The following is a 24,606-nucleotide window of genomic DNA, read 5'->3' as shown; positions in this document are numbered from 1 at the left end:
CAATTGACTGCAACATTACGGTTAGTAACGCGCAACGGCTGGATTCGAAAATATCTTAACAGGTTTATCCTTGATCAATGAAACAATTCTCTCGTTTCTTCAGTTAGGTGACTCCGTATCAGTTCCTGAAATGACTGGCATATTGCTATAAACACTCTCTCCTCATAGTAATCACCAGTATCTATTGATTCTTTGTTTTCAGTCTTTTTGTACCAATAGCATCCTTCAATATTTTTAAATACATCAGGCTCATAGCTCAACATTCTTTTATTAGGTGAATGTGCATATATACATCTTATTCGATATATCTTTCTCAAATCGTTCAACTCTTGAGCATTCAAGTAGCCTAAATTGTGCAAAAGAACTGACATCTTGCCCAAAGTACCAACAATTCCATTTTCGCCGAACAATTGTTTATGAATAAGGTTTTCTCTATATTCAGGATTTCTATTCTTGAATTCTTGACTAAGCAATTGACTAGCCACTAGTTCTAGCCGACAAATTATCTCAATCACTTTGCCCCGGTTTAATGGATTTGCATTCGTTGAAGAAGCTTGCCACACCATTAATGCATCCTCTTAGTTCGTCAAACAGATCTTAGGGTAGCTTGATGGTCTTTCTCGAACATAACGAGGCTGTCGAATAACACCGACATACCTATACGCAGCGGATAATTTCAGGCACCCGTTTTTATAAGGCTGTTTAACAAGGTTAGTCACAAAGCCGAACGCTATCAGAAAAATTCTAATAACGAAAAACAATTTTTCTTTAGTGGTTCTATCGTTCATAAGACCCATAACGAGACCGTAGAAAAACAAAATAAGCAAAAATACCTATTTAGCTTGTAAGCTGTAAATTTGCAGCAAGCATTTTGCTTTACTTCAGTCGACTAATTTTTAATGGCTTTCCAGAAGCCAATTTTGCCGAAAACTCGCCTATTATCAGCACCCCATTGCACTATAATTGGCTAATTTCTCAATATTATGCACCAAACAATATAATTGCCATTGACCTTGAACCTTCTTTTTTCCCCGTAAACCAAACCGATCCAATCCCTTTTGGGTACCAATATTGGCGAATACCGGCTCTACGACGGACATGCGATGTTGATAGACTTGTTTTCCGTAACGGCTATCCACGCGTTTTTGCATCCAGGCCGTTGGCGAATTTCGGGTGTCGATGGTGAATGTCACTTGACGGCCATGTCCCTCCCGGGTGTCTGCAGATCCTGGGTTGCGCATACATTCGTTTTTGCGTGGGCAATGACGGCAATCAGTGAGCCTTCCTTCGAAACTTAGTTTACATTTTCCATACTGATCTGTCGTTTCATGTTTCAGCCACATGGGGTTGCCTTCTGGGCATACACAGGTCTTATCGCGCTTGTTCAGGGTAAACTCAGAAGCGGGAATGACCTTTTTAATACCTTTGACGGTATCTTGATGCCGCTTCCCGTGCTTAACTTTCTGGTGTTTAAATTTAGGATCGCGCAAACGGAAGCTGTTGTCCGGTACGTACGCGTTGAATGCGTTGTCCTTGAGGTAGGCATAATTGGCTTCATTGGCAAAGCCGGTATCGGCGGTAATGATGATTTGGTCTTCGACAAGACCAACATCTAATCCTATGGTGCTATAACGGGCTTGTATCTGCTCGATCACAGGCTGTAACGTATGGTGTTCCTGCCCTTCGCCGAACGCTTGGGCGTCGACAATAATCTGGTGTTTTTTATCCGCCGCCGCAACACCGTTGTAGCCTTGTATCGTCCCCTTGCTGGTGGTCATTTTCGCCGACTCATTGTCGGTGATATTGCTTTTAACCTCTTTTTTCCGTTTACCTTGCCCCATCCGTGGGGTCTCCGTCTTTAGGAACTGATCAATCTTGTTGAAATGGTTACTAAGGGTTTCAATGCTTTGCTCGAGTTGATCCTTGCGTTCCCGCTCTCCTGTTCTGCGACGATCCAGCTTTTGATGCTCTCTCACGCAGGCTCGGATTTGTCGCTGTATTTTGTCGCGCTTCTGAGCCAGCTCTTCAAAAGTGCCCGAGTGTTCCTTTGCGGCATTCGATGAGATTTTACAGCCGTCAATAGCGATTAGTTCGTGACCAATAAGCCCCTCCTGATCACATACCAATAATATCTGAGTAAATATGTCGGCAATGGCATCGGGCTGGGAACTGATGAAGCTGGCAATACTTGTGAAGTGAGGTTGTGTATCGCAAGATAGGGCTTTGAACATGATATTGGTTTTACATGCCCATTCAATATCCCGACTAGAGCGAATGCCATGGTAATAGCCGAACAAAGTGATTTTTAACAAAATCGCGGGATCATAGGCTGACCGGCCGCCGTGATCATTGTGATAACGCTCATAGAACGGAGTGAGATCCAACCGTTCTTCAATAAGCTTGTGGAGTACAAACTCAAAGGTTCCCGGACGTATTTGCTCTTCGAAGTTGATGACAACCATTGTGTCTTGGTTGTAATTGGGCTTTTTGAAGTTAGGCATTCTTACGTCCCTCAGATAATGCCTCATTTTAGCGATAAACCGCTTGTTTTTGGAGTTTTTCTACAGGCTCAACGCCCCAGTAACGGGCCGGAACGGAGTGGTTTGCGTTGTGCTATTAAAGCACATAAGCGAACCACGCAGTGAAGGTCCGAGCCAACTTGCTGGCGGGCGTTAACTGGATTGTTATGTTTTTTCACTCGAATACCGGTTTCATAAATGAACGCTCGAAACTAATAAAACACTTGGTTTCTCGGTAGTATTCCATTGCTGCTTGGCATTCAGGATCATTTGCTGCATCAGTGCGATATTTTTCGTACTCCGCAAGTGTGGGAAAGGTAAATAACGCTAAAGCAATATTACTTGGACCCTCATGCGGTAAAAAATAACCGTGATGCTTGCCTCCGAATTTCTCTACTAAAGGAATCCAGAGTTTTGCATAGTGCTCAAACTCCTTGAGTTTAAATGGATCAACTACATATTTCAGATAACACGTAACCATAATTTTCCCTGTAAAATATAACGCCGCGGTAAGCTGCGGCTATGTAGTTGATTGTGTTGTGGCAGCGTAGCGACCGCCACATAAACAAGCAACGGAATAGCCGTCAGCTTGACCGCCTTGTTAAGTACGGAAGGTAGATAGCACCCAAAAAGCATAATAAGGATGTTGATACACCCAAAAACATTACAACTTGTTGACGTACTTTGGCTGATTTTTTTAACATTTTGTCGTTACCAAGAATCCGGGATTTTGAAAATTCATAGCTTTTCTTATCTTCGGCAGCCATCGCATCAATATTGATAAATCTATTTTCAATTGAGTGCATAGCACTCTCAGTAGCAATTTTCATCAACGGATATTCCAATGCACTTAGCACAGGCGTAACAAGGCAAACAAAGCCCCAGACAACTAGAAATATCCGTATTTTTTTCATCTAAATGTATACCTAACGAGGCTGTCGAATAACACCGACATACCTATACGCAGCGGATAATTTCAGGCACCCGTTTTTATAAGGCTGTTTAACAATATCAGCCACGACGTTATTTACATCTATTTTTAAAAAATAGTTACCCTTCATCGGGCATAGCTCCCATATTTTTGTATCTTTACCAAGTTATGTACCGCACAGAATAAATACCATTGTCCGGACACCTTTTTAAGGCTCCTCAAGCTAAACCAGCGCAGACCCATTATGTGTTTCATATGCGCAAATACGGGTTCGACAATACCAATGCGATCCGAATAGATGGCTCTACCTTCGGGACTGTCCATTTTGCGTTTCATTCGATCAATGGCGCGACTGTTGTTTTTAGCGGTGTCTTTGCGGATACTCACCTGTCTGCCGCGGTCTTTGACCCCATTACGTAAACACTGGGCTTGCATCGCGCAGTTTTTACAGTCGTTGAGGTAACCTTCAAAGCGAATGTACTCGACGCCTTTGTTTTGATATCCAGAGGAGCAAAGCCAGAGTTCTTTTCCCGCTGGGCACCAACAGCGTTGTGCCTGCGGGTCATACTCGAAGTCACTCGATTGAAAGTATTTCTGTTTCCTTGCCTTCGGCTTTTTATCTTGGTGATCCACAAACCTCGCATCGCGTTTACGATAGAGGGTATCCGCAATATAGGCATCGACGCCTTTCTCTGCGCAATAGTCTAAATTCACCCCGCTATGAAACCCAGCATCTGCCAGCAGTTGGCAACCATCTAGCCTGTCGGATGCAAGGAGTTTATCAATCATGGGCTGGAGCGTGGATTGTTCGCTATCACCAGTTACATCAGCATTGACAATGACCTGGTTCAGTTTATCGGTTGCGGCCAAACCGACGTACCCTTGTAAGGCACCACCGTTACCGGACATCATATTGGCGCTATCAGGGTCGGTGAGGTTGGTCTTACGAACTTTTCCGTTATGCCCCCGTTTATCCACCATATCACTGAGGGCGGTTTTTAGCTTTTTATTGATGCGTTTGAGTTTTTCTATCTGCTTTTCTTCTTTTTCACGCACCGGGGTATTCACCACGCCCTCAGCATCTTCTTGACGATGCCGTGCCATCACCCGCCTTACCGCACGTTGAATTTTTTGATGTTTCTTCGTGAAGTCGGCCTTAGTTCCCGACCATTCCTTCGAGGCGTTTGAGGGAATTTTACAGCCATCCAATGCCAGTGTGTCACCACCAATCAGGCCCAGTAAGTCACACTGCAACACGATTTCTATAAATATGCCTTCAAGTCGTTGAGGGTTCTTCGAAACAAACGCGGCGATAGTGGAATGATCCGGGGTGAGAAAACCAGAGAGTGCCATGAACACTGTATTGTATCGGCACAAATGTTCGATTTTACGGCTGCTGGTAATTCCGCGATGATACGCAGAAAGTATGATCTTGAGGAGAGTTCCCAGGCTGTATGCAGAAGCGCCACCCGCATCGTTGTTAAAATCGCTTTCAAACGACGAGAGATCTAGCACATGATCGACAATCAAGCAGACTGTCGCCTCAAAGCTGCCCTCTGTTATTTGTTCCTCGGGAATAACAGCGACAAATTCCCCCTGTTTATCATTACCTTGTTTGTAATGCGCCATGCCAGACTCCGTTAAGCGGCGTTGGGGTCTATTTTAACCCTTTAGAAACTTCTGTTCTGCAGGTTTTTGATGATTTTTTGAGTTTTTCGACAGCTTCAACGCTCCGCTAAGGGGCCGGAGCTGTGTTGATGGTTTTGTGCGAGCGTAGCGGTAAAGCACAAAACGAGCAACGCAGCGGAGGTCCAAGCAGCGACAGCTGCTGAGCCTTGAGCGGTTTGTTATGTGATTGTGCACTTTCTAAATAGATACGATACCTTTGAATATGCGACAGTACCGATGATTACCCCTTCAGCATCACTTCCAGATTGCCTAAAAGCACATTTTTCTAAAACTTTTGTTGATGCCACGTTGGGTTCAGTGACGTTTGCCACCACTGTTTCGTAGCCCAGAAATAATGCATAGTCTAACACTGCTTTAAGCGACTCAGTAGCAAAGCCTCGACCATGGAATTTTGGCAGGAACATAAACCCAACCTCAACTTGTTTTTGGTTAGATGTATTTCTGAAACCAGTTACACCTAAAAATTCATTCGTTTCTTTTAGGTAAACAGCCAACGCTAACCAGTGGGACTGCTTAGTATCCCAATCCTTTATGCGTGACTCGAAGGAATTCTCGACTTCCGCTGCTGACAAAGGATCAAAACAATACCTTGTCACATCATCATTTGTAATGAGACGCTGAAAATCAGCGCAATCCTTTCGCGTTAGCTGCGAAAGAATTAGCCTCTCAGTTTTTAGTTCGTGAGCCATGATCTCGGTTTCACATAACGCCTGGCTATGGCGACGTAGTGTAGCTGGTTCTTTTTGTGGTATTTTAACCACAAAAAGAACCAGCGGAACGGAGTGCGCTCATGAGCCATTTGTTACATCCCCATTTTTTCAACAAAGAATTCTATAATCTTATCTATTTGCCTTGAAAATACCACAATTTCAGAATCCGTAAAGTATTGCTCAGTTTCATGGATCATGACATTTCTGACTTTATTTAGTTGCTTTATTTCCTTATACATCGCCGAGCTAATAAGATTATTCTTTATCAATGCCTCCTGATTTTTGAATAGCATTGCGCGATCCCTCTTTGAAAGATCGGGCGGCAATATATTCTCGGCAATTAGCAGCTCGACCATGAGAGACTCTAGCATTTTCCACTTTTGGATAAAAGTCCCGAAAACTACGCTTGAATTGCTAACTACTAGTTCTGCCAAATCCTCTCTGTCATTTTCGTTGATGGTTATTTTGTCTAATGACTCTATAGCCGCCAAGATTTTAAGTTTTACTTCTTCGACCAATTTTGTTGTCTGCTCATGGTCTGGTTTAGTAAATGTATTATTGTGGGCAATTTTACACCTTAGCTTGTAGAGCTTTCCCCACCTGGATTTTAGATACGATGCTTCACAATCAACATAAGATTGGAAGTATCGCTCCCAATTTGATTTGGGTATAAACTCGCTAATCTCTTTGATGCTTACTGTTTCGGCATTTACTTCAGATATCTTCTTTACTAATCCTGAAATATCTAGGGTCCTATACTCGTCAAACAGAAAATTAGAGAGTTGAATAAAATCTGTTTCGTAGAGATAATTCGTATTTAAATCGACATTCTCCGCCCGAGCCGATTTCTTTAAGTCCTCTGGCACGGTTTCTTTAATCCAACCAAGCCCAACATTGGTAAGCATGAATTTTGTGATTAACTTTCGAACGAGATTTTCAATTTCATATATCAACGGATAACTATGGGATGAATAATAAAAACTAATGTCGTCCCATAGCGCTTGAACTCCGTTGTTAGCATTCATATTTAACAGTTTCCGAATTGATCTGCAAAGATCTGAAAATTCAGATACATTGTCACCGTCGAAAATCAATCTTATGTGAAAGAATTTATGATTCTTTTCAGTATTCTCACCTTCTTGAAGTTCGTATTTGACCGAGATATCTCTAAAGTTGAGCTTAGTCCCACCTATGTGTATTTCCGAGTCTGATTGAAGAAAGCTCTTGAAAGACTTAGAGTCTCTGCAAAAGGTACTTCCTGAGTCAATAAGCACCAAATACTCAACTTTCAATTTCTACTCCTTAGCGTGGAAAAGATGTAACGCCGCTAGAACCTGCACTGCGTGCGGAGCGGATTTTTGGTGTATTTTGGCGAAGCCACACCAAAAAGGAGCGTAGCATGCAGTGTCAGGTTGCTGGCTTGGTTATGCATTAACTCCCGCCTCTAAGGTGCGCACGAATATCTTTGAACGAAAGCCAAGTAAATAACAGTGCTACTACGAAACAGAATACAGCAATTATATAGCCCAATTCCGCAGGTACTTTAGCACCCTTAATTGATACAAACCCATTCGTTAATATTTGCATTGCAGTTGAAGCAGCTATGAAATATGCCACAACGCTCATACCAACCATTTTCCACAGCTCTACTATTGGCACTCTAGAGACAGAAGAAGACCCATTTTTAATCTTTCGATTTCTTCTATGCTGCATTGATATTTACATTATCTATTTTCGTTTTTAGTTTTTGCATAACGCCGTGCAGCAGCGGCCGAAGTGGAGGAGCTTGTTTTTTGTGGTAGCGTAGCGTTTAGCCACGAAAAACAAGCTCCGAAACGCAGGGGAACCTAACCCGCTTTTGCACACACCTGTTTGTTAAACCGCTATTCTACTCTCAAATTTAGCGGGTGATATATACCCAATCACCGAATGCGAACGCTCATGGTTGTAGTAGCGCATGTATTCGCTGATTATTCCCCTCAGCTCATCTACCGTATTAAAAGCCTTTCTCTTAATGCTTTCTGTTTTAAAATCCTGAAAGAAAGACTCGATATGCGCATTGTCATTCATTTGCTTAACACCATTCATGCTTTGCTGTATGCCGTAGTGGTGTAGCTTTCTTCTAAATGATGTTGCGATATATTCTATCCCTTTGTCTGAATGCAGAATAACGTTTTTCGCGCCTTTGCGATTCCGCATTGCCCTCGCAAGGGTGTTGCTCGTCAATTCCGCTGTACGATTTTCTCCAAGAGACCAACTTATTATTCGACGACTGTAGCGATCCATGATGACCGATAGGTATTGCCAGCTTTCATCTGGCATGCGGATATAGGTCACGTCTGCTACCCAAAGCTGATTAATTCCCGTTGGGGTAAAATCCTTTATTCGGTTAGGGCTCGCTTTCTGAAATACATGCTGATAAGCCTTTGTCCTGTACATTCTGGCCTTTGCAGCCTTTAGTCCGTGCTCCTGCATGAGCCTGGCCACCCTTTTCTGACCAACATTGACCCCCTGTTTGCGTAGCTCCTGCGTTATCTTCGGGCTTCCGTAGCATCCTTCGTGCTTTTGAAAAATACGGTTAATCAGTGAGTAGATCTCGCTATCTTCCCGCTTACGCCTACTCTCGCCCCTTCGTCGCCAACTGTTGTAACCGTGTCTGCTTACACCATACAACCTGCACATTAGCGCAATGCTGTGCTGCGACTTATTTAGGTCGATGAATTCGAAGATTTCTCTTTTTTTTGCAAAGAGTGCTGGATGGCTTTTTTTAAAAGGGCGTGCTCTTCTTGCAAGAGATTGTGCTCCCGCTCCAGCTTACGCAGCCTTTTCAACTCCGATTTAATATCTGGATCTATCTGTATATTTTTCTTTTTCACCCTAATCTGCCCTCGTCGCATTTCCATTCGCCAACGATATAGCATCACTTCATGAATATCGAGCGCTTCAGCAACATGGTTTGCTTGCACCCCAGGAATTTCCGTTAGCGCTACCGCTGTCGCCTTGAAATCGTCATCATATGAGTTGTAATGTTTTCTTCTGGCCATTTGTCACCTCCAACTAAGTTATATGGAGGTGTGTGCATTATCGGGTTAGGTTCCCAGGTCTTGCTGACTGACATTGTTAGAATTTTATTTGTACAGACCTTGAACATATTGTTTTATAGGCTCTGGCAATAAATCCTGGGGGTGATCTCCTCCAAATGTAGCCCATTTACTCTTACCGTAAATTATTGTGCTGCTCACCTCTGTTCCATCTATTGAATAGACTACTATTTTTATTTCCAATTTATCCTTGAGCCCAGACCATTCTGTTGCTCTATCTTCCCAATGTAGTATGTAAGGAACAACTAAATATCCATAATTTCCGTTTGATTCCGATTTAAGACACTCCATGTCCTGGCATTTCCTCGATACTTCAACTTGATCTACATACCGCATAAACGCCGAACGTACAGCATTAGCAGTTGATTCTCCCGAGTTCGCATAAGTTTTTCCGCCATAAGACCCGTTTGCAGGAGTAGCAATAAATACGCTCAAATTCGAATACAAACTGTTGTCACTTTTGACTAGAACCTCATTTTTATAAGTGGAAGCGCAGCCTGACAGCACACATAAAGCCAATACATTAATTATTCTTTTCGTCATAGCCTTAAACTCCGATTATTGTTTGTATTTCTAACGCCGTGCAGCAGCGGCCGCAGTGGAGGAGCTTGTTTTTTGTGGCAGCGTAGCGACAAGCCACAAAATACAAGCTCCGAAACGCAGGTCCTGCTGACTGACTTTGTTATAAAAGCTTACGTGACAAGCCCAAATTATTGGGACCAACCGACCCTGCTCCATATTAAAAACAACTACTCACTTTAAATGTGCGATGAGAACACCGCGCAAAATTACCACTATTTTCAAAGCCCAAACGACCGCGAAGAGAACGACCAGCACCAATTAGAAGCTGACTCGCTCTCCGAGAGCCAGAACCACATTAAGAGCCCTACAACTTGCAGCAAGTAAAGCTCTAGTTTAAGCCACCAAATCCCTAACTACCCAACAACGCTTAACCAAAACAGAGCGCTTTAAAGTTGACGTTTCCGACGCTTTATAACGCCGTGCTCAACGGCAGTTTGTAAGTTGTGGTTTTGTGGGTTACTTTTGCGCAGCAAAACCACAAAGCCGCGACTTACAAACTGTCCAGCGCACGAAGCGCGCGAGTTGGAGCACTTTGTTATGCGCTGCCACACTTGAACATTTTTGCTTCAACCCGATAATACATACCCGAATTTTTCGGATTTTTCGCGCTAATATGTATTACTGAATGCTCGTTGATAAATATATAATTTGCCCCTACCTTAATTGCAGAACTCTTAAATTTCTTTTCAGCCAGCTCTTGCACTTCCTTCAATTCAACACCAGGTTCAACAGCCACCTCCTCTCCCAAAAACTCACATTCAGAGGGCACTGCGCTATAACTCAACGAGCCTTGATATGACTCAGGAGCTACTGCACAACCAGCAAAAAGTAACAGATAAATATATTTTAGATATCTCATAGCTATTTATGCATAACGCCTTTGTCATTTGCGTTTTGGTTGTAGTGTAGTTTTGGGGTAAAGTGGCGCAGCCACCCCAAAACGGAGCGTAGACCAAAACGTCGAATGGACATAATTGTTAGAACTATTCTTGCTCATAACATTTCAAATCAATATCGCTAGATTCTAGGCGAACATTATATATTTTGTTTTCGTCATGGCTAAAACAATACATTTCCTTTATGGTGCCCCATTCTAGGATTTGATAATCCGCTTCTTTGCTTTTCTCTAGTTTCGATAGTGTAGCAATTACACTTTTATGGCTCCCTTTCTTCAAAGCGTGCCGTCCAAATAGCACCCTAATTTTATTCTTGCTCAATTCACCGGATATTACCTTCTTAACTTTGGCTTCGAAAACGTAGAAATACGCCCAAGGGTGGCAATCTTCATCACTTTCTCCGTAGCACATCCATGCTGCCGCGTCCTCGGTTTCCTTTATAAATTTCAGATCCAAAACGACAACTAAGTCTTGCGTATAAGCAAGGGGTGAAAGCAATATTAAAATAAGGGCAAGTAGCTTTTTCATAGTGTGTTCTAACGCCTTTGTAACAGGCATTTTTTTGTGCAGTGGAGTTTTGCGGTAATGTGGCGAAGCCACCGCAAACGGAGCGTAGCAAAAAATGTCCTGTTGACAAACTTGTTAGCATTTAACGATCTCCCTTAGAGTAGAACGACACTAGCTCCTTAGCTTTTGGGTATAAATCCTGCCCGACTAGAATGCCATGTGCGACGCCACCTTCTTTGCCACCTATTTTATACATAAAGTGAAATACCGATTCCTTTAGAGCGTGTAAAGTTAAGCAAGGTCGTGCGCGATACATTATGGAATCTCTTTTAGAACTAAGAGGAACATAACTTACCCCCTCGCCACTAGACTTGAGCAACATATTAATACCAGAGAATTCAAGATTACGATACTGCGCCACCGACGACAGGTTGATTGTTACACACTCAAATTTAACCCATGACTCATCAGTAAGTTCCCATGTAACTTCAAGCTTACTATTATCAAGATCCCTAGCACTTTCCGAAAAAGCGGAACCAGAGATCAAAAACAGAATTACGAACCAAAACTTATTCATAGATGCTAACGCCAAGTTAACCTGCCGCAGCGGAGTTGTTTGTTTTTGTGGTAGCGTGAGCGTAAAGCCACAAAAACAAACGACGCAGCGGAGGTCAGGTTGAACTTTTTGTTAGTACCAGCTTACGAAAGCGTAATCATAGTTATTACACATCTTTTTTGTGACGGGAAATATGAGTCACTCTCATTTAGCCAAACTTTTATAGGCTTACCCATTGCATACGCAGATAAGGCCGCAGAAATTAAGTGCTCGTCGCCTTTACGGAAGGCTGCATGGACCTTACTGCAATCACCAGATTCATAACCTCCTTCGATTTGAATTTGAACAACATCGGGGTGACTCGACATGTTTTCGCCCGCAAACGCAATAGATGTAATTACACCATCATTTGCGGAGAAGACCTGCGAAGAAAAAAAAACACAGGAATATAAATAGCTTGATTTTAATTTTCATGATACCTCTTTATCTATATTGAGCACTAACGCCTACAGCACCTGCCCGCGCTGTGGAGCTTGATTTTGTGCAATAATGAGCGCAGCGAATGCACAAAAACAAGCGTAGCAGTGTGGGTCTGGTGGCTGTAATTGTTATAACAGCTTACGCGACAAACACAAACTATTGCGACCAAAAGACACTGCGACATATTAAAAAACAACCACACACTTTAAATGAGCAGCGAGAACACCGCGCAAAATTGCCAATTCTTTGTTAAAGCCAAAACAACCGTGATATGAACAACCGGTACCAATTAGCAGATGACTCGCTCTCCGAGAGCCGGATCCATATTTAGAACCCAACAACTTGCAGCGAGTGAAGCCCCAATTTAAGCCTCCAAATCCCTAGCTACCCGATAGCGATTAACGAAAACATAGCGCTTCAAAGTTAACGTTTCCGACGCTTTATAACGCCGCTAGAACCTGCACTGCGTGCGGAGCGGATTTTTGGTGTATTTTGGCGAAGCCACACCAAAATGGAGCGTAGCATGCAGTGTCAGGTTGCTGGCTTGGTTATGCATTAACTCCCGCCTCTAAGGTGCGCACGAATATCTTTGAACGAAAGCCAAGTAAATAACAGTGCTACTACGAAACAGAATACAGCAATTATATATCCCAATTCCGCAGGTACTTTAGCACCCTTAATTGATACAAACCCATTCGTTAATATTTGCATTGCAGTTGAAGCAGCTATGAAATAAGCGACAAGGCTCATACCAACCATTTTCCACAGCGCTACTATTGGCACTCTAGAGACAGAAGAAGACCCATTTTTAATCTTTCGATTTCTTCTAAGCTGCATTGATATTTACATTATCTATTTTCGTTTTTAGTTTTTGCATAACGCCGCTATAAGCAGCCGTAATGGAGGTGATTGTTTTGCGCTAGCGTAGCGGCCAGCGCAAAATCAAGCACCGGAATGTAGGTCTGCTTGATAGCTTTGTTATGCATTTGTGCACCTAAAGTATTCTTTAGACCATGAACCACCATTATCCAGGCATATATCTACAAGAATGAATTCCCTTATATATGGGTACAATAACCCCATGACACTTATGACAATTACTGCCTTTACAACCTTGCTCGCTTTGAGCGTTGCAAACCTAAACTGACATAATATACCGCACATTAAGAGTGCTGTAGCTCTCCACCACCAAATAATTCCCTGCTGATACCAATAATCTGGATATTCATTTGGCGGGCCACTTGAAACCCAAAAAGAAAACACCGCATGATTCAACAAGAATAAGCCAGCTAAGACTATGCAGAGCTAACCAACACTCGAATCACCCTTTCCTTTTTATTCATTCGATACTCGCGATGCATAACGCCGCTATTACCGGCGAATTGTAGTTGTTTGGCTTTTATGCTTCCCAGCATAGAAGCCAAACGACGGAAATGGAGTCCGGTAGATAGCTTTGTTAGGCATTTTTTGCCATATTAGGTAATTCCAGCCGCATATCGACCAGAATTATTTTCCCTGAAATTGAATCTTTGTATTCTGGGTGATAGTCATATGCTCCTGAATGTTTTGTAAGGGCGACAGAAACCCAAGGTGATTTTTGAACCTCGCTATAATACATATTCCTACCCACTTCGTTCCTGCTATAGCTAATAGGCCCCTCAAGCAACTCCCCAACGATATGAAACTGAATACGGACATACAAATGGTTTATATCATTCGAACTTTCGTAAAGCTCTGTAGGGTAATCAAGATCAATACATGCTCTTACAAGCTGGTTTAAGTAATCTCGCGGCAAAACGGTTTTGTAATTCGATTTCCACAGTGCACAAAGTTCACATTCACACATATACGCTGGAGCTTCAACATCTCTCTGAACTCTTTTAGTATCTTCGAGATTAAGTGCCACCAACCATTTATCAATTCGAATCGTCGGACGTCTTTTTCTCATGATTGCCTAACGCTTCAATCAGCCGACGCATTAGCGGTCGGCTGCATTGATTTGTTACATTTAATTCTTGAGTCGGCCATAATCGACCTCCTCTACAGCCCCTCCTATACACCGGCCTGCACCGGCAGCCCACAACGTTTTACCAGAAGCTTGTGCAGCTAGAGCCATTGCATAAAATGCTTTGCCGCCTTCCGATTCAAGGGATACAGCCATTCTTCCATTTACATCAGTCGCGCATGCAGGGCTTGCTTCAGGCATGTTTGAAAACTTGACTAATGCAATGTTCGGAGAACCTGTATTTACGTTGACTTGTATCCAGGAGACTTTACCCTCTGCGGTCCCAGCGAATGCCGTTACCGAATATATGCACACAAGAAATGACATTATTTTAGATATTTTGATCAATTTTCTCTCCGTTTAGCTATAAATGTAACGCCGTTGTAAATTGCAGTTTTGGAGGAGCCCGTTTGTGCTATTAAGCACAAAAAGGAGCGACGGAAAAACTGTCAATTTGACAACCTTGTTAGCTCCTAGTCCTGATCAAATACCACAACTGCTTTTGATCTTTCTTCGTTTAATGACACGGTTACGGAACCGCGTTCTGATTGCCAGTCGCCTGCACGATAGCAGTGTTTAAGCCTTACTGCCTCGTGGGCTTTAAGCCCCGCCGTGGCCGTTTTACTACTTTCAGAAGGTTCACATTCTAAAAACTCTCTACCTACCAATAAGCCTTCATAGCTCCCAGAGAACGTAATGAAAAACTCTTCTCGATAATCCGTCCAAGCGAAAGTAGCATGATCTATGATCCGCGTATTGCTAGGCAAGCTATTGACAGCTAATACAGCTCTCAATGTACGCTTATCCGAATCAACCAAAAACCAAATAGACCCTGCGACGGAAAGTGTTATCAATGTGTAGAGATACTTTTTCATTTGCAGAGCTAACATTTTATTCTACGTCCCAAGCACAGCTTTCCAAACGTCGATTCCAAAAACTCGTCGTGAGGCCAATATATCTTAAGCCCGCCAATCTCGCTGTTTGCGCGCAGCGCTTACCCCTAAACGACTCACAGCAGGGTAACACCCTAAACTATCCAGACAAAACTGTGCATACGCCTCTTTCCAAAGCTACTATCGGAAAAATACCCCACTGATCCAATATTTCCAGCAGAAGCAAATATCCGACCAATACAATCTAAAATTTCCACAAAAAATCGAGTATTAAACGCAATTTAGTATGATTTTGCGGCGTTTTACAGAGGCTGGCGCTCAATCCTTAGCCCGTTTGGCAGAACTATGCGCCAAACCACGTGCCGAGAAAATTAACATACGGAAGAAGCATTTGTGGTGCTAGTCCGTCCGCGCAATTGCGCTTCGCACTGTACGGTGAATAAACACATCACCTTATGATATTTGCCAGCCTGTGGTAGAGAAGGCTTGACGCATTGACCTGTGACGTGCGCCCAAAAGCCAATGTTACATGTCACCCGCCAAGGGCCAGCTCTACCCAAAAGTCAATACCCAACTGAAACAAGCTACTGATTCAGCTTTTTTACCACCTTGGCCGGGTTTCCAACGGCTAGCGAGTCTGCCGGTATGTCTTTGACGACTACTGAGCCAGCGCCGATAACTGCCCTATCGCCAATGGTCACGCCTGGGCAGATCGTTGAGTGGCCACCAATCCAGCATTCTTCACCTATGGTCACAGGTGCGCAATCCTCCCATTCGCGGCGCTCCTTCACTTCAACAGGGTGCCTGTTGGTATAGATATGTACCCCAGGAGCAATGAGCGTTTTTTTCCCGATGGTGACTGTTGATCCATCTAAAATCACCGCTCCAAAATTGATAAATACCCCTTCCGCAGCATGAATATTTTCACCGTAATCGCAGTAAAACGGCGGCTCCAAGTGCAGATCTTTTGCCGAATTAGGGCAAAGCTCATGTGTAACCGCTTTAAAATTTTCGGTGTAATATTCGGTCACGTTTAGTTTATGGAGAATGCGCTTTACGCGTGTTCTAATTTCCAACATTTCCTCACAGTGGGCATCGTATGGCTCACCCGCCACCATTTTTTCTAATTCGCTTTTCATAGAACCTGACTTCGTAAAATTTTTGTTTGATAAAGATATTCGATTGTTGACTGCACCGCTTTTTACGTGCGCCGAAAAAAATCAAATAATACTTTGCATACTTCTGGAGACAACAAAGGGCGCACTACCGTTTCACCATTAATCTTTTTTGCGCTACAGGTTCTGCACATAGCCACTCCATTTGCCATTTGTTTCGCTCGCCATAACAAGTGCTTCAGCAGACTCATCGGCTTCAGCCAATAGCTGCCCGTTATACCATATGGCGCTTCTACCCGCTGCGTCGTACCCGCCTGTTCGACCGGTGTAATTGGCAATGGCGAGCAACATACTTTGATTTTTTGACTGTTCATCCCAAATTCTTGCGTCAGTTTCATATCCGGCTTTAGAAACCAATACGCCAGCCGCGTAGACACTAGCGCCTGCCTCGCCGCAGAGCGCATAATGCGTATGTTCGCATGTGTCTGCGCAAATAGCATTAAAAATTCGCTGACCTGCACAAGTCACGACGCATGTATTCTCCCCTCGCGTAAAATAGGTATTCTCATCGCCATGCAAGTTCATTTTTGCGTATATCTCATCGCGACCATCCGGAACGAAGATGACAGCCGCGATGTGAACAAACCCATTCAAATTTAGAGGCATACCAACGGAGATACACATCTCGTGTTGTTTCGCTAATAGTGAAAACACGTTCAATTGATTGTCATTTTTTTGCAGAGCAAGGGAACTCGCGATTTTAAGTTCGTAGCCGGTGAGCGAAAGCTCAGGGAACAATAAGTAATCGACCGACTGTTCAGCCGCAGATGAAATGAAACGTATGTGATTTTCTATGCCCCCCTTGATCTCGCCGTTTGGGGAGCGAATTTGAGCAACTGCAATTTTCATAGTGTGTTTACAAAAGTTACTACCTATTCACAAACGGAACTCAAAAAAGTAATCAATTGAACCGAGCGCTTCCGTAGTCCGCTTCGATAAAAATCCAGTTTTTTGCAACAACCGAATTGAGCGTGAATTGGTTTGGCTGGTGACCGCCCACACACGATTCAAATTACACCTCGCCATTTCCGCAGCCAACACGGCCCTTGCCGCTTCAGTCGCAGACCCCATGCCATTGTACGCAGGCAAGAACGAGCCACAATAGCTTTTAAAGCACTTACAATGCCTCGAACTCTGCCTTTTTACCCTGGTACCAAGCCTCCATATCTTCAGGCGACTTCATTAATTCCCGCATTGCTTCCATCGCCTTCAGATGTGCGGCATCCTTTTGTTGCATCATTTCCATTCCATGCTGCTTGCTCTGCGCCTCTATCTCTTCAAACGTATCTCCTTTAAATTCCAGGTCGCACGCTCCACCAAGATCCGAACATTTCATGCTTTTCACGATCTTTCTCTCCTTTGCTTGTCAGAATTTATAAAGGGCCCGCTTACAGCCCCTGAAATGATAGCTCTCATTCTAAGGTTGACCTGCCGAAATCTCAGGAATCCAACTCCTCTACCCCACCCTAAAACCTCATCTAACCCATAGATCTCCCACTTAAATCGCGAGATTCAGGGTTATCGGTATAACATGAGCGCCATCATCCTCGTTCGAAATGAATATCCTTAAAAATCAGCTACAAGGATACGATACCCCAAATCAACTTCAGTTTTGCTTAACAACGCAGAATATTTCGCCGACCACGCTCCAGATAGTAACTCGGCCCGCAATCTTTTCAAGCCGCTATCAAGGTATTTAATTTTAGTGAATGTAGAGATGCAGGCCCTAACGGCTGGCTGTAAGTAAGCTTCCGGCCGCTGCCAGAAACAACCAAGGAATCCATCGCGGCAATCATGCGGAATGAGCAGTGGGTTAACTGTTAACTGGGTAAAGTACTGCTTAATCTCATCAATTAATGGAAAGTGCTGCCGATCGTAATCCAATATCTCCGGAAAATAATCATCAGTTAACCAGAAAGGCGCGAGATCTGGCATCCAGGTAACCGCAGTAAAACGCTGTTGTGTCACCCTTTGAATTTCCTCGAAGGCTCGATCTCTGTTTTGCCAGTGATGCATGGACAACACGGTCATCGCATGCGTAAACGCGTTATCGGGAAACGGTAGACTATCGGCCCTGCCACAAACAGCAGGGTGGGACGCTTCAGGTCGCTGGTTTATCATCACCTGCGATGGTTCCAGCGCAATGAGCGGGATATTTTCCGGTTCATAAGATCCAGAACCTGCACCAATATTTAAAATGCTACCTGCGCCCTGAAGCTTAGCGGCGATCTGGGCATAGATCTTAGGGTCCGTACAGCGCTTGGTGCTATAGCCTCTCCCTATTCCATCGTACAATTCTTTCATATCTGCCCCGCAAGATATCCCTCTTTCTGGACTGCTTCCGTCACCTGCGCTTTGGTGGCACCCTGCGCTGTTACGCACCGATTTCGCCGAACTACCATCAGCAGATAGCGGAGCCCCCCTAAACGCCGGAAATTTCGTAATTGCGCACCACGTTCCTGGTAACTTTACCCCAGGTTGACTCCGCTACACGCCGCTGATGAAACTCAAACGCCGATTTGTTGCTAAATTCCTCATACACCCTGTACCGGCAGGGTTCACCCTCGACTTCGGACACTTCGAATATTAAACAGCCCTCCTCCTGCCTAGTGAGCGCAATATGTACTGCCAGCTCTCGCAAAACCAGCGCCAGGTCGGAAGACGGAATATCGATAAACCCTCTCAAAACGACTTTTTCAGTATTTGAGACCATAGATTTTCCTTAAGTCTGGAGCCATGCGTACATTCGGCCGCGCTCAGCCTGCAACGCGAGCTAATTAACAACATGACCTGTTCTTGAGAGCAAGTGCCGTATCGCCTACATGTGAATGCTAGGGCCTGTTAACACTAATTCGATTCATTCTGTTGCGGCTAAAATTTCGCTATCGAGTGATGCGGCACCCCGACGTTTGGAGCATAGTTTGGTTGTTCCAAATGAGCGATAAACAACGCTGAGAGCGGGATTTTAGCCGCAACCCGCAGGGCTGGGCCTGTATTTCCAGGCTGATGCGTTATTTTTCGCTCGTTTAGCCCGCTAAACAACGCCAAAAATGCCTTTCATCCTGAAAATACAGGCTCCAGCAGAGCGAATTGAATTAGTGTTAACAGGCCCTAGTATACGCCGCTTCAGTGACAAGCAGGGAAATGCGGGGCAAAGCGCCATGTTGAGTGGCTGCGGACAGCCACAGCCAGAGAGTAGCGGAGAGTCAGGAACCGGACAAGTTTCACAGGGCACGTCTTGATAACATGCCCCGTAGCAGGGTATTGCTAAATGGTTTATTTAACGTCGTTAGACAAAAACATGGTTTGCAGAGATACGGGATCCAGCACCCGAATATTCGTGATGTTATCCGATCCGCCGGTGAAATAAACAAATCCATTGTCAAAATCGTATTCCGCATAGCCATTTGCGGGTGACGAACTGTCATTTGCCGGGGATATCCGCTCATAAGAAGTTTCGTCCACACTAATTGTAATCGGATAGAAACTGTCTGGAGCGACTGTGCCGAGCATATGAATTGTTTGATTAGCCGGGTCAAAATTCATGTCTTTTATCAACGCGCTTTTAATTCCGCGTGTTGCAGACTGAGAATTCAGGGTACGTTTACCAGTTTGAATGTCTACCCATATCAGGCTTTCATTATCGCTCGCCTGTAGTACCAGTAGACGATCGCTATCCACCGCAATAATATCGTAGATATTTGCTGCGAAATCCACATCAGACACAATCGTGTTGTCCGAAATTAGTTTTCTGTCGCCTGTAACAGGGTGCACCGAGTAAATTGAACGAGACAGACTATCTGCGACATAAAGCAGACTTCCATCCGCATTGGCGGTGACCGCATTTGGCCAGCCAACATCAACGTCCTTTCCGTCATCAGAGCTGGCGATTACACTAATCTCTGCATCCTGCGGATTTTTTAGGCTATAGCGATAGATTTTTTTACCGTCTCTGTCCAGCAAAATTAAAGTGTCCCCGTCGTCGATAAAGGTATCACCTTGGTAGCTGGAGGTTGCCTCAGGTGGCGCTGGTAACTGGGTTCGACTGCCATCGGTAATATCTACCGCCACCATAGACTTGCTGTCACCGAGTATAAAACGATTCCGCTTGGTATCCATCGCGAACAAACAACAGTTATCTGGCAGAGAAACCGTTTCGGTCGAGGGAAAGCCGGTTTCCTGGTCGGAAGCACGCGTGATTACGATTTCATCTGCCGCATACTCCCAGTTGCCGCTCGCATCTTTAACTTGTAAAACAACGGTTGATGTTGTCTCAGCCAACCGCAGATTACCGGTCCACTCAGTCTTCTCTTCGTTCGGCCACAAAAATTGCGTGTCTGAACGCCCTAACTGGTCCACCACAAAAAGTTTCACCTGACTGATGCCAAAATCGTCAGCAACTCGCACACGCACTGGGTTAAGCAATGAGTTTGTGAGACTGACACGCGGAGGAAAAAGAATCTCTCCGGTAGGTGCGTCCCAGTCCGGCGCTGTCGTTGCAGTAAACTGCGCTTCTACGCCACCAATATTCACAGTAACTGTGGCGGCGGTATCTGGCAGATCAGCCGCCAGCACCTGAACATACACAGTATCCCCCGGCCCAATCGTACCAGGCTGATCGGTGAAATCTGCACTGCCCACTCTATAACGGCCGTTCGTTACAGTAATCCCCGTACTGACTTCTAGCCCATGCATCACAGCTGGAGGCGACGTTTTCCACGCACCCATTGAGACAAAAATCGATTCAATAAAGCTGAAGGCGTCCGGCTGGATTCTGGGCGCGCGAGTTTTAACACTAAACGGCGCTGAATAGCCGCCAACAGAAACGCTTGCGGTTGTGTTAGATTCAAACTGCGTGGATGTAGTAACGCGTAAAACCAGCTTATCGCCATTCTTGATGGTGCCAGCAGAGCTTACGAAGTCACTATCGTTAATCGAGTAAGCGCCACCGGTGATACTGATAACTGCTGCAGCTTCTATCCCCTGAATACTCACCGCATTTGATACCTGATAAGTATTCGGATCTGCATCGGTCAGTTCACCAAAAGTAAACGACTCGGGCTCGAGATCGGGTGCTCGAGTAACAATATGAAAAGTTTTTTGAGTATCGCCAACGGTTATTTGCACTTCCACTGTTTCGCCGAAAGCGCCCGCAGTCGCACGCAATTTTAAATGTTTGCCCGTGGTGATTGTGGCTGGAGAGCTTGTGAAGGCTGCACCTTCAATGCTGAACTCACCACCTTGGATAGTGACGTCGACCGCGACGTTGATACCGCTGATCTCCACAGACTCGGATTCAACTACGGCAGCAGGCTCAACCCCGTTGATGGCGGTAAAACTGAACTCAGCAGGCGTTTTGTCTTCCACTACAGGAGGCTGAGAAGGCGTTGCGCTCGGGACCACGGTCGGAACAGACGTGGGGGCGGTAGGCCCACCGCCCGAGCTATCACTTCCACCACCTCCACATGCAGTCAATACAACAATAGCAAAACCAATTACCCCGCGGGAAACAGAGGGTGGGCACCAACTATTCATTTCTTTGCACTCCATCAAAAAATACTTCAATCCCGTTAAATTAACGATCTGGCTGAACGCAGTGCAAATTTCTTGACTGCAACAAGGCCAAAGGCGGAATTCTAGCGAAGAAGTGAAACTATCGGTGGCGCCTTTAACAAACTTTTACGAATATCATCTCTAACCACATGTCCAGATCAAATAACGCCATTGATCATCAGCTTGCTTAAACAGCACCTAGCAAGCAACAACTGACAAACGAGCCTAAATAGCGTACGGACCGTTTTCTAACAGAACTAAAGTGAAAAATGCGATACCCGCAACAATCACTACTACCTGGCCAAAAAAGATTAAGTTTACAGAAAAAGCGTGGCTGCCATCCTTAACGGGTTAATAAGTCGAAAAAGTCTCAGAAGCTCAAAGATAAAAATACGGCTAACCACTACTTAGCATTTTCACTCGAACCTGACTCAATTTGGTGAGAATTTACTGCGCTCGTACGCATACATGCGGTAGAGCCTTGATAGAAAAGTCAGCATCAACTGCAATGGCGCCTATGTTCTTGTACTACGCGCGCAAAAGCGCCGCTAAGCTCAAACGTGAACGCAAGAATATCCTTGGCCGCCACCAAACTGGTGCTAACAGCTTGTGATATAGCTATATAACTGACCTAATAGGAGATTGGTATGTTATCAAAATTTCTTTCTAACACTGGACTCGCTGCAGCGCTATTTTTTACTGCTGCTGCGCATGCAGAATTAACCAGCCCGCAAAAGGCTACGCTCGCCACAGCAATGGCATCTGGCACACCGCTCGCAATTCTGTGGGAAAACAACGATTTCACTGGGAGAGCAGTGACGGTAAGTGACTGCCTTGATATCAACTCCCTCAGCAAAATCAATAATTTCAACGACCGAACCACGTCCATCCAACTGTTTAATGGGGCGGAAATCACAATCTACCAACACGATAACTGGCAGGGGTCCAATCGCGTTATCACTCAAAACGTTAACACGTTGAACAATGGTCCCTACTACTTTAATGACGAAGCTTCGTCGGTAAAGTTTAACAACTGTTACCAGCCTTAACGTAAAAAAACGTTACATGAAAAATACATTCCGCTTCGCACCTTGCATCCAAACAAAGGAGGATAAACCGAAGCAACGCCACAGGTAAGCGCAAATCAACAAAACGCCCAGCATTAAAGCTGGGCGTTTTCTAATTCCCGTGGGGGCTTAAGCTCACGCAAGCTTGGTTTAAATAGTTTTAACCATTATTTGAATCGCACTGAAAAAGCTCCTCGAGGAGAGCATGGAATTTCTATCACTTCTTAGTGGTGCATTTTGCAGCCACACCACCGTGGTCTCCAGTGGGGTAGGAGGAACAAATGTATTGCTCCCCTTAGCAAATGGCGACCCACGTATGATTAGTCGCCCCCATTTTTGCATCTTCGATAACGATATCTTTAGGTAGACACCCTACTTCGGCGGCGCTCATTTCTTTATAATTAACACATGACGCTAAAAATACACAAGCACAAACAAGTATCATAGCTTTCACTGAACATCTCTCCTTCGTTTTATAATCAATCCTCAAGCGGGCTAAAATAGTACCTCAACTAAACCAGCATTTCAGCCGTTTGGCTACTTTTCACCATATCGAGCATTAATCAGTCGCGTGAGCCTACACCGGCGATAAGATACATGCTCTGTTTGAATAGTAATTATCGAAAAAACCGAAATTATTGTCTCTTAACGATAATACTTTTCTACAAGGCTTTTTATCTTCATTGTAAAGTCCATATACCCGTTCCAACCTTTCGCATTGGTCATGACAGCGATCGCCAAATCCTTGGAAGGAATTAAAACCACAATCGACGACCCGCCATCCTGTCTTCCTGTATGTCCGATCATACCTTGTTCGTATTTTGAAAAGAGCATGATGCCAGCGCCGTATTTATCGGCATTAGGCATAGCGTCTCGCCAGGAGTACGGCGTATCTATATCCAATTTTACGACCCTGGCGGGTACGAGCATCGTAGTTTTTACGGACTCGGGGAGTAAATAGTGGTTGAACGCCGAGGCGAAGGCAACCAAATCACTTGCGGTCGATAAATAACCTCCAGCGGGGAGATTTTCACTTACGTCCCGCATATTTGCCCGCCGAATGCTTTTATCGCGACCTAAATAGTAACCCGACACGCGCCCTGGGATGATGGCCCAGGCATCGTCGGGTACGGTACTTTCCATTCCAGCAGGTTTGAAGATAAAATCATTCATCAATTGCCGATATTCAATATGTGAAGCCCCTTCCAATACACAGGCCAGCAGGCGGTATCCGAAAGATGTATACATCCAGTTGCTACCGGGCTCAAATATCAACGAGTCATTCTTAAACGTTTCCAGTGGGGCCGTGATATCGGTATAGCGCCGGTAAAAGCTTGCCTCTTCTTCGAGCCGGCGCAAATTCAATTTGGCCAGCTCTTTTGAGTCAGATATTTGGGCAACAAGTTCATCATAATCAAGATACCCGCGCACCCCGGCCGTATGTGTTAACAAATGCCTTGTTGTAATTCGATAAAATTTTACAGGGTAGGCCGCGCAATACTTTTGTATCGGTGCATCCAGATCCAATAACCCACCGTCGACAAGCTTCATAGCGGCTGTGGCAGTAAACCATTTGGCGACTGATGCGGTGCGGTACCTGCTGCTGGCTGTCGCCTGAACGTTGTTTTCTACATCAGCCAAGCCAAATGCACCGTTGAACGACAAGCTCTCACCGTAGCGAACAGCGACTTGAATGGAAGGAGTACCAGTGCCCTCTAGCTCTGCCAATGCTGCAGTGCTTATCTGTTCCCGCAGCTGACGGAAATCGTCGTCGCCCGCAGAAAATGCGTAATCTGCTTTGCATACGCACCATAAGTACAACAGTAGCAAAAACATTTTTTTGGCAAACATATGTATCCTTTTTGTATTTATGTGAACTTATTCTATTTTTTGAAAGAAGAGTCAGCGCCGAGGGTATTTTCTGCTGAAATTCGGACCCCCA

At 44.6% G+C, this 24,606-nt stretch carries 25 protein-coding genes; 1 reads left to right on the top strand and 24 read right to left on the bottom strand.

Translation table 11 applies throughout. The features are described 5' to 3' along the window. Positions 1 to 74: 74 nt before the first annotated feature. From TERTU_RS09710 to TERTU_RS09595, 23 genes are all read right to left on the bottom strand, one after another. A complete protein-coding gene (locus tag TERTU_RS09710) occupies positions 75 to 566 on the bottom strand; it encodes a hypothetical protein (protein ID WP_041590174.1) in 492 nt (163 codons plus the stop codon). 375 nt (positions 567 to 941) lie between these two features. Further along, on the bottom strand, positions 942 to 2,501 hold the full coding sequence (locus tag TERTU_RS09705; RefSeq protein WP_015817709.1) for an IS1182 family transposase: 1,560 nt from the start codon (positions 2,499 to 2,501) through the stop codon (positions 942 to 944). Between the two features lie 193 nt (positions 2,502 to 2,694). Next, the gene (locus TERTU_RS09700) at positions 2,695 to 3,000 is read right to left on the bottom strand and encodes an NIPSNAP family protein (RefSeq protein WP_015817236.1); all 306 of its coding nucleotides are present in this window, start codon (positions 2,998 to 3,000) and stop codon (positions 2,695 to 2,697) included. 103 nt (positions 3,001 to 3,103) lie between these two features. After that, complete coding sequence (locus tag TERTU_RS09695; RefSeq protein ID WP_041590173.1) at positions 3,104 to 3,349, bottom strand: hypothetical protein; 246 nt, start codon at positions 3,347 to 3,349, stop codon at positions 3,104 to 3,106. Between the two features lie 227 nt (positions 3,350 to 3,576). Continuing rightward, a complete protein-coding gene (locus TERTU_RS09690; protein ID WP_041590172.1) occupies positions 3,577 to 5,079 on the bottom strand; it encodes an IS1182 family transposase in 1,503 nt (500 codons plus the stop codon). 218 nt (positions 5,080 to 5,297) lie between these two features. Then, positions 5,298 to 5,900, bottom strand: a complete 603-nt coding sequence (locus TERTU_RS09685; RefSeq protein WP_228378299.1) for a GNAT family N-acetyltransferase — start codon at positions 5,898 to 5,900, stop codon at positions 5,298 to 5,300. Between the two features lie 41 nt (positions 5,901 to 5,941). Further along, a complete protein-coding gene (locus TERTU_RS09680; RefSeq protein ID WP_143876285.1) occupies positions 5,942 to 6,874 on the bottom strand; it encodes a HEPN domain-containing protein in 933 nt (310 codons plus the stop codon). Positions 6,875 to 7,724: 850 nt separating this feature from the next. Beyond that, positions 7,725 to 8,567, bottom strand: a complete 843-nt coding sequence (locus TERTU_RS22000) for an IS3 family transposase (RefSeq protein WP_228378322.1) — start codon at positions 8,565 to 8,567, stop codon at positions 7,725 to 7,727. Beyond that, positions 8,558 to 8,893 carry a transposase gene (locus TERTU_RS09665; RefSeq protein ID WP_015817892.1) on the bottom strand — a complete coding sequence of 112 codons (336 nt, stop codon included), beginning with the start codon at positions 8,891 to 8,893 and terminating at the stop codon, positions 8,558 to 8,560. Before TERTU_RS09665 ends, TERTU_RS22000 begins: the two co-directional genes overlap by 10 nt. An 84-nt stretch (positions 8,894 to 8,977) precedes the next feature. Continuing rightward, positions 8,978 to 9,493, bottom strand: coding sequence for a DUF4823 domain-containing protein (locus TERTU_RS09660; RefSeq protein ID WP_049772811.1), 516 nt, complete (start codon positions 9,491 to 9,493; stop codon positions 8,978 to 8,980). A 574-nt stretch (positions 9,494 to 10,067) separates the two neighbouring features. Then, the gene (locus TERTU_RS09655; RefSeq protein WP_028877013.1) at positions 10,068 to 10,391 is read right to left on the bottom strand and encodes a hypothetical protein; all 324 of its coding nucleotides are present in this window, start codon (positions 10,389 to 10,391) and stop codon (positions 10,068 to 10,070) included. A gap of 124 nt (positions 10,392 to 10,515) precedes the next feature. Further along, positions 10,516 to 10,956, bottom strand: a complete 441-nt coding sequence (locus TERTU_RS09650; protein ID WP_041590169.1) for a hypothetical protein — start codon at positions 10,954 to 10,956, stop codon at positions 10,516 to 10,518. Positions 10,957 to 11,077: 121 nt separating this feature from the next. Next, entirely contained in the window at positions 11,078 to 11,512 is a 435-nt protein-coding gene (locus TERTU_RS09645) for a hypothetical protein (RefSeq protein ID WP_041590168.1), read from the bottom strand. Positions 11,513 to 13,427: 1,915 nt separating this feature from the next. Continuing rightward, positions 13,428 to 13,919 (bottom strand): hypothetical protein, encoded by a 492-nt coding sequence (locus TERTU_RS09640; protein ID WP_041590167.1) that lies wholly within the window; start codon positions 13,917 to 13,919, stop codon positions 13,428 to 13,430. A gap of 60 nt (positions 13,920 to 13,979) precedes the next feature. Then, complete coding sequence (locus TERTU_RS09635) at positions 13,980 to 14,324, bottom strand: hypothetical protein (RefSeq protein WP_143876283.1); 345 nt, start codon at positions 14,322 to 14,324, stop codon at positions 13,980 to 13,982. 125 nt (positions 14,325 to 14,449) lie between these two features. Next, entirely contained in the window at positions 14,450 to 14,866 is a 417-nt protein-coding gene (locus TERTU_RS09630) for a hypothetical protein (protein ID WP_041590165.1), read from the bottom strand. A 587-nt stretch (positions 14,867 to 15,453) separates the two neighbouring features. After that, positions 15,454 to 16,008, bottom strand: a complete 555-nt coding sequence (locus TERTU_RS09625) for a sugar O-acetyltransferase (RefSeq protein WP_015816780.1) — start codon at positions 16,006 to 16,008, stop codon at positions 15,454 to 15,456. 153 nt (positions 16,009 to 16,161) lie between these two features. Beyond that, positions 16,162 to 16,893 (bottom strand): carbon-nitrogen hydrolase family protein, encoded by a 732-nt coding sequence (locus tag TERTU_RS09620; protein WP_015817526.1) that lies wholly within the window; start codon positions 16,891 to 16,893, stop codon positions 16,162 to 16,164. A 27-nt stretch (positions 16,894 to 16,920) separates the two neighbouring features. Then, positions 16,921 to 17,133, bottom strand: coding sequence for a GNAT family N-acetyltransferase (locus tag TERTU_RS22465; protein ID WP_041590164.1), 213 nt, complete (start codon positions 17,131 to 17,133; stop codon positions 16,921 to 16,923). Positions 17,134 to 17,161: 28 nt separating this feature from the next. Further along, entirely contained in the window at positions 17,162 to 17,380 is a 219-nt protein-coding gene (locus TERTU_RS09610; RefSeq protein WP_228378321.1) for a DUF1059 domain-containing protein, read from the bottom strand. Positions 17,381 to 17,610: 230 nt separating this feature from the next. Continuing rightward, complete coding sequence (locus tag TERTU_RS09605; protein WP_015817426.1) at positions 17,611 to 18,348, bottom strand: class I SAM-dependent methyltransferase; 738 nt, start codon at positions 18,346 to 18,348, stop codon at positions 17,611 to 17,613. Between the two features lie 118 nt (positions 18,349 to 18,466). After that, entirely contained in the window at positions 18,467 to 18,757 is a 291-nt protein-coding gene (locus TERTU_RS09600; protein ID WP_015820408.1) for a putative quinol monooxygenase, read from the bottom strand. Positions 18,758 to 19,320: 563 nt separating this feature from the next. Continuing rightward, entirely contained in the window at positions 19,321 to 21,579 is a 2,259-nt protein-coding gene (locus tag TERTU_RS09595; RefSeq protein ID WP_041590163.1) for an SMP-30/gluconolactonase/LRE family protein, read from the bottom strand. Between the two features lie 665 nt (positions 21,580 to 22,244). Here TERTU_RS09595 and TERTU_RS09590 point away from each other — a divergent pair. After that, on the top strand, positions 22,245 to 22,646 hold the full coding sequence (locus TERTU_RS09590; protein ID WP_015818498.1) for a beta/gamma crystallin-related protein: 402 nt from the start codon (positions 22,245 to 22,247) through the stop codon (positions 22,644 to 22,646). A gap of 663 nt (positions 22,647 to 23,309) precedes the next feature. Here TERTU_RS09590 and TERTU_RS09585 read toward each other — a convergent pair. After that, positions 23,310 to 24,515: a serine hydrolase domain-containing protein gene (locus TERTU_RS09585; protein WP_015819392.1), complete on the bottom strand. Its 1,206-nt coding sequence runs from the start codon at positions 24,513 to 24,515 to the stop codon at positions 23,310 to 23,312. Positions 24,516 to 24,606: the final 91 nt, after the last annotated feature.

This window comes from Teredinibacter turnerae T7901, from assembly GCF_000023025.1.
GTDB classification, from domain to species: domain Bacteria; phylum Pseudomonadota; class Gammaproteobacteria; order Pseudomonadales; family Cellvibrionaceae; genus Teredinibacter; species Teredinibacter turnerae_B.
The sequence above is the reverse complement of the archived record's forward strand: the minus strand, read 5'-3'. Positions and strand labels throughout refer to the sequence as shown.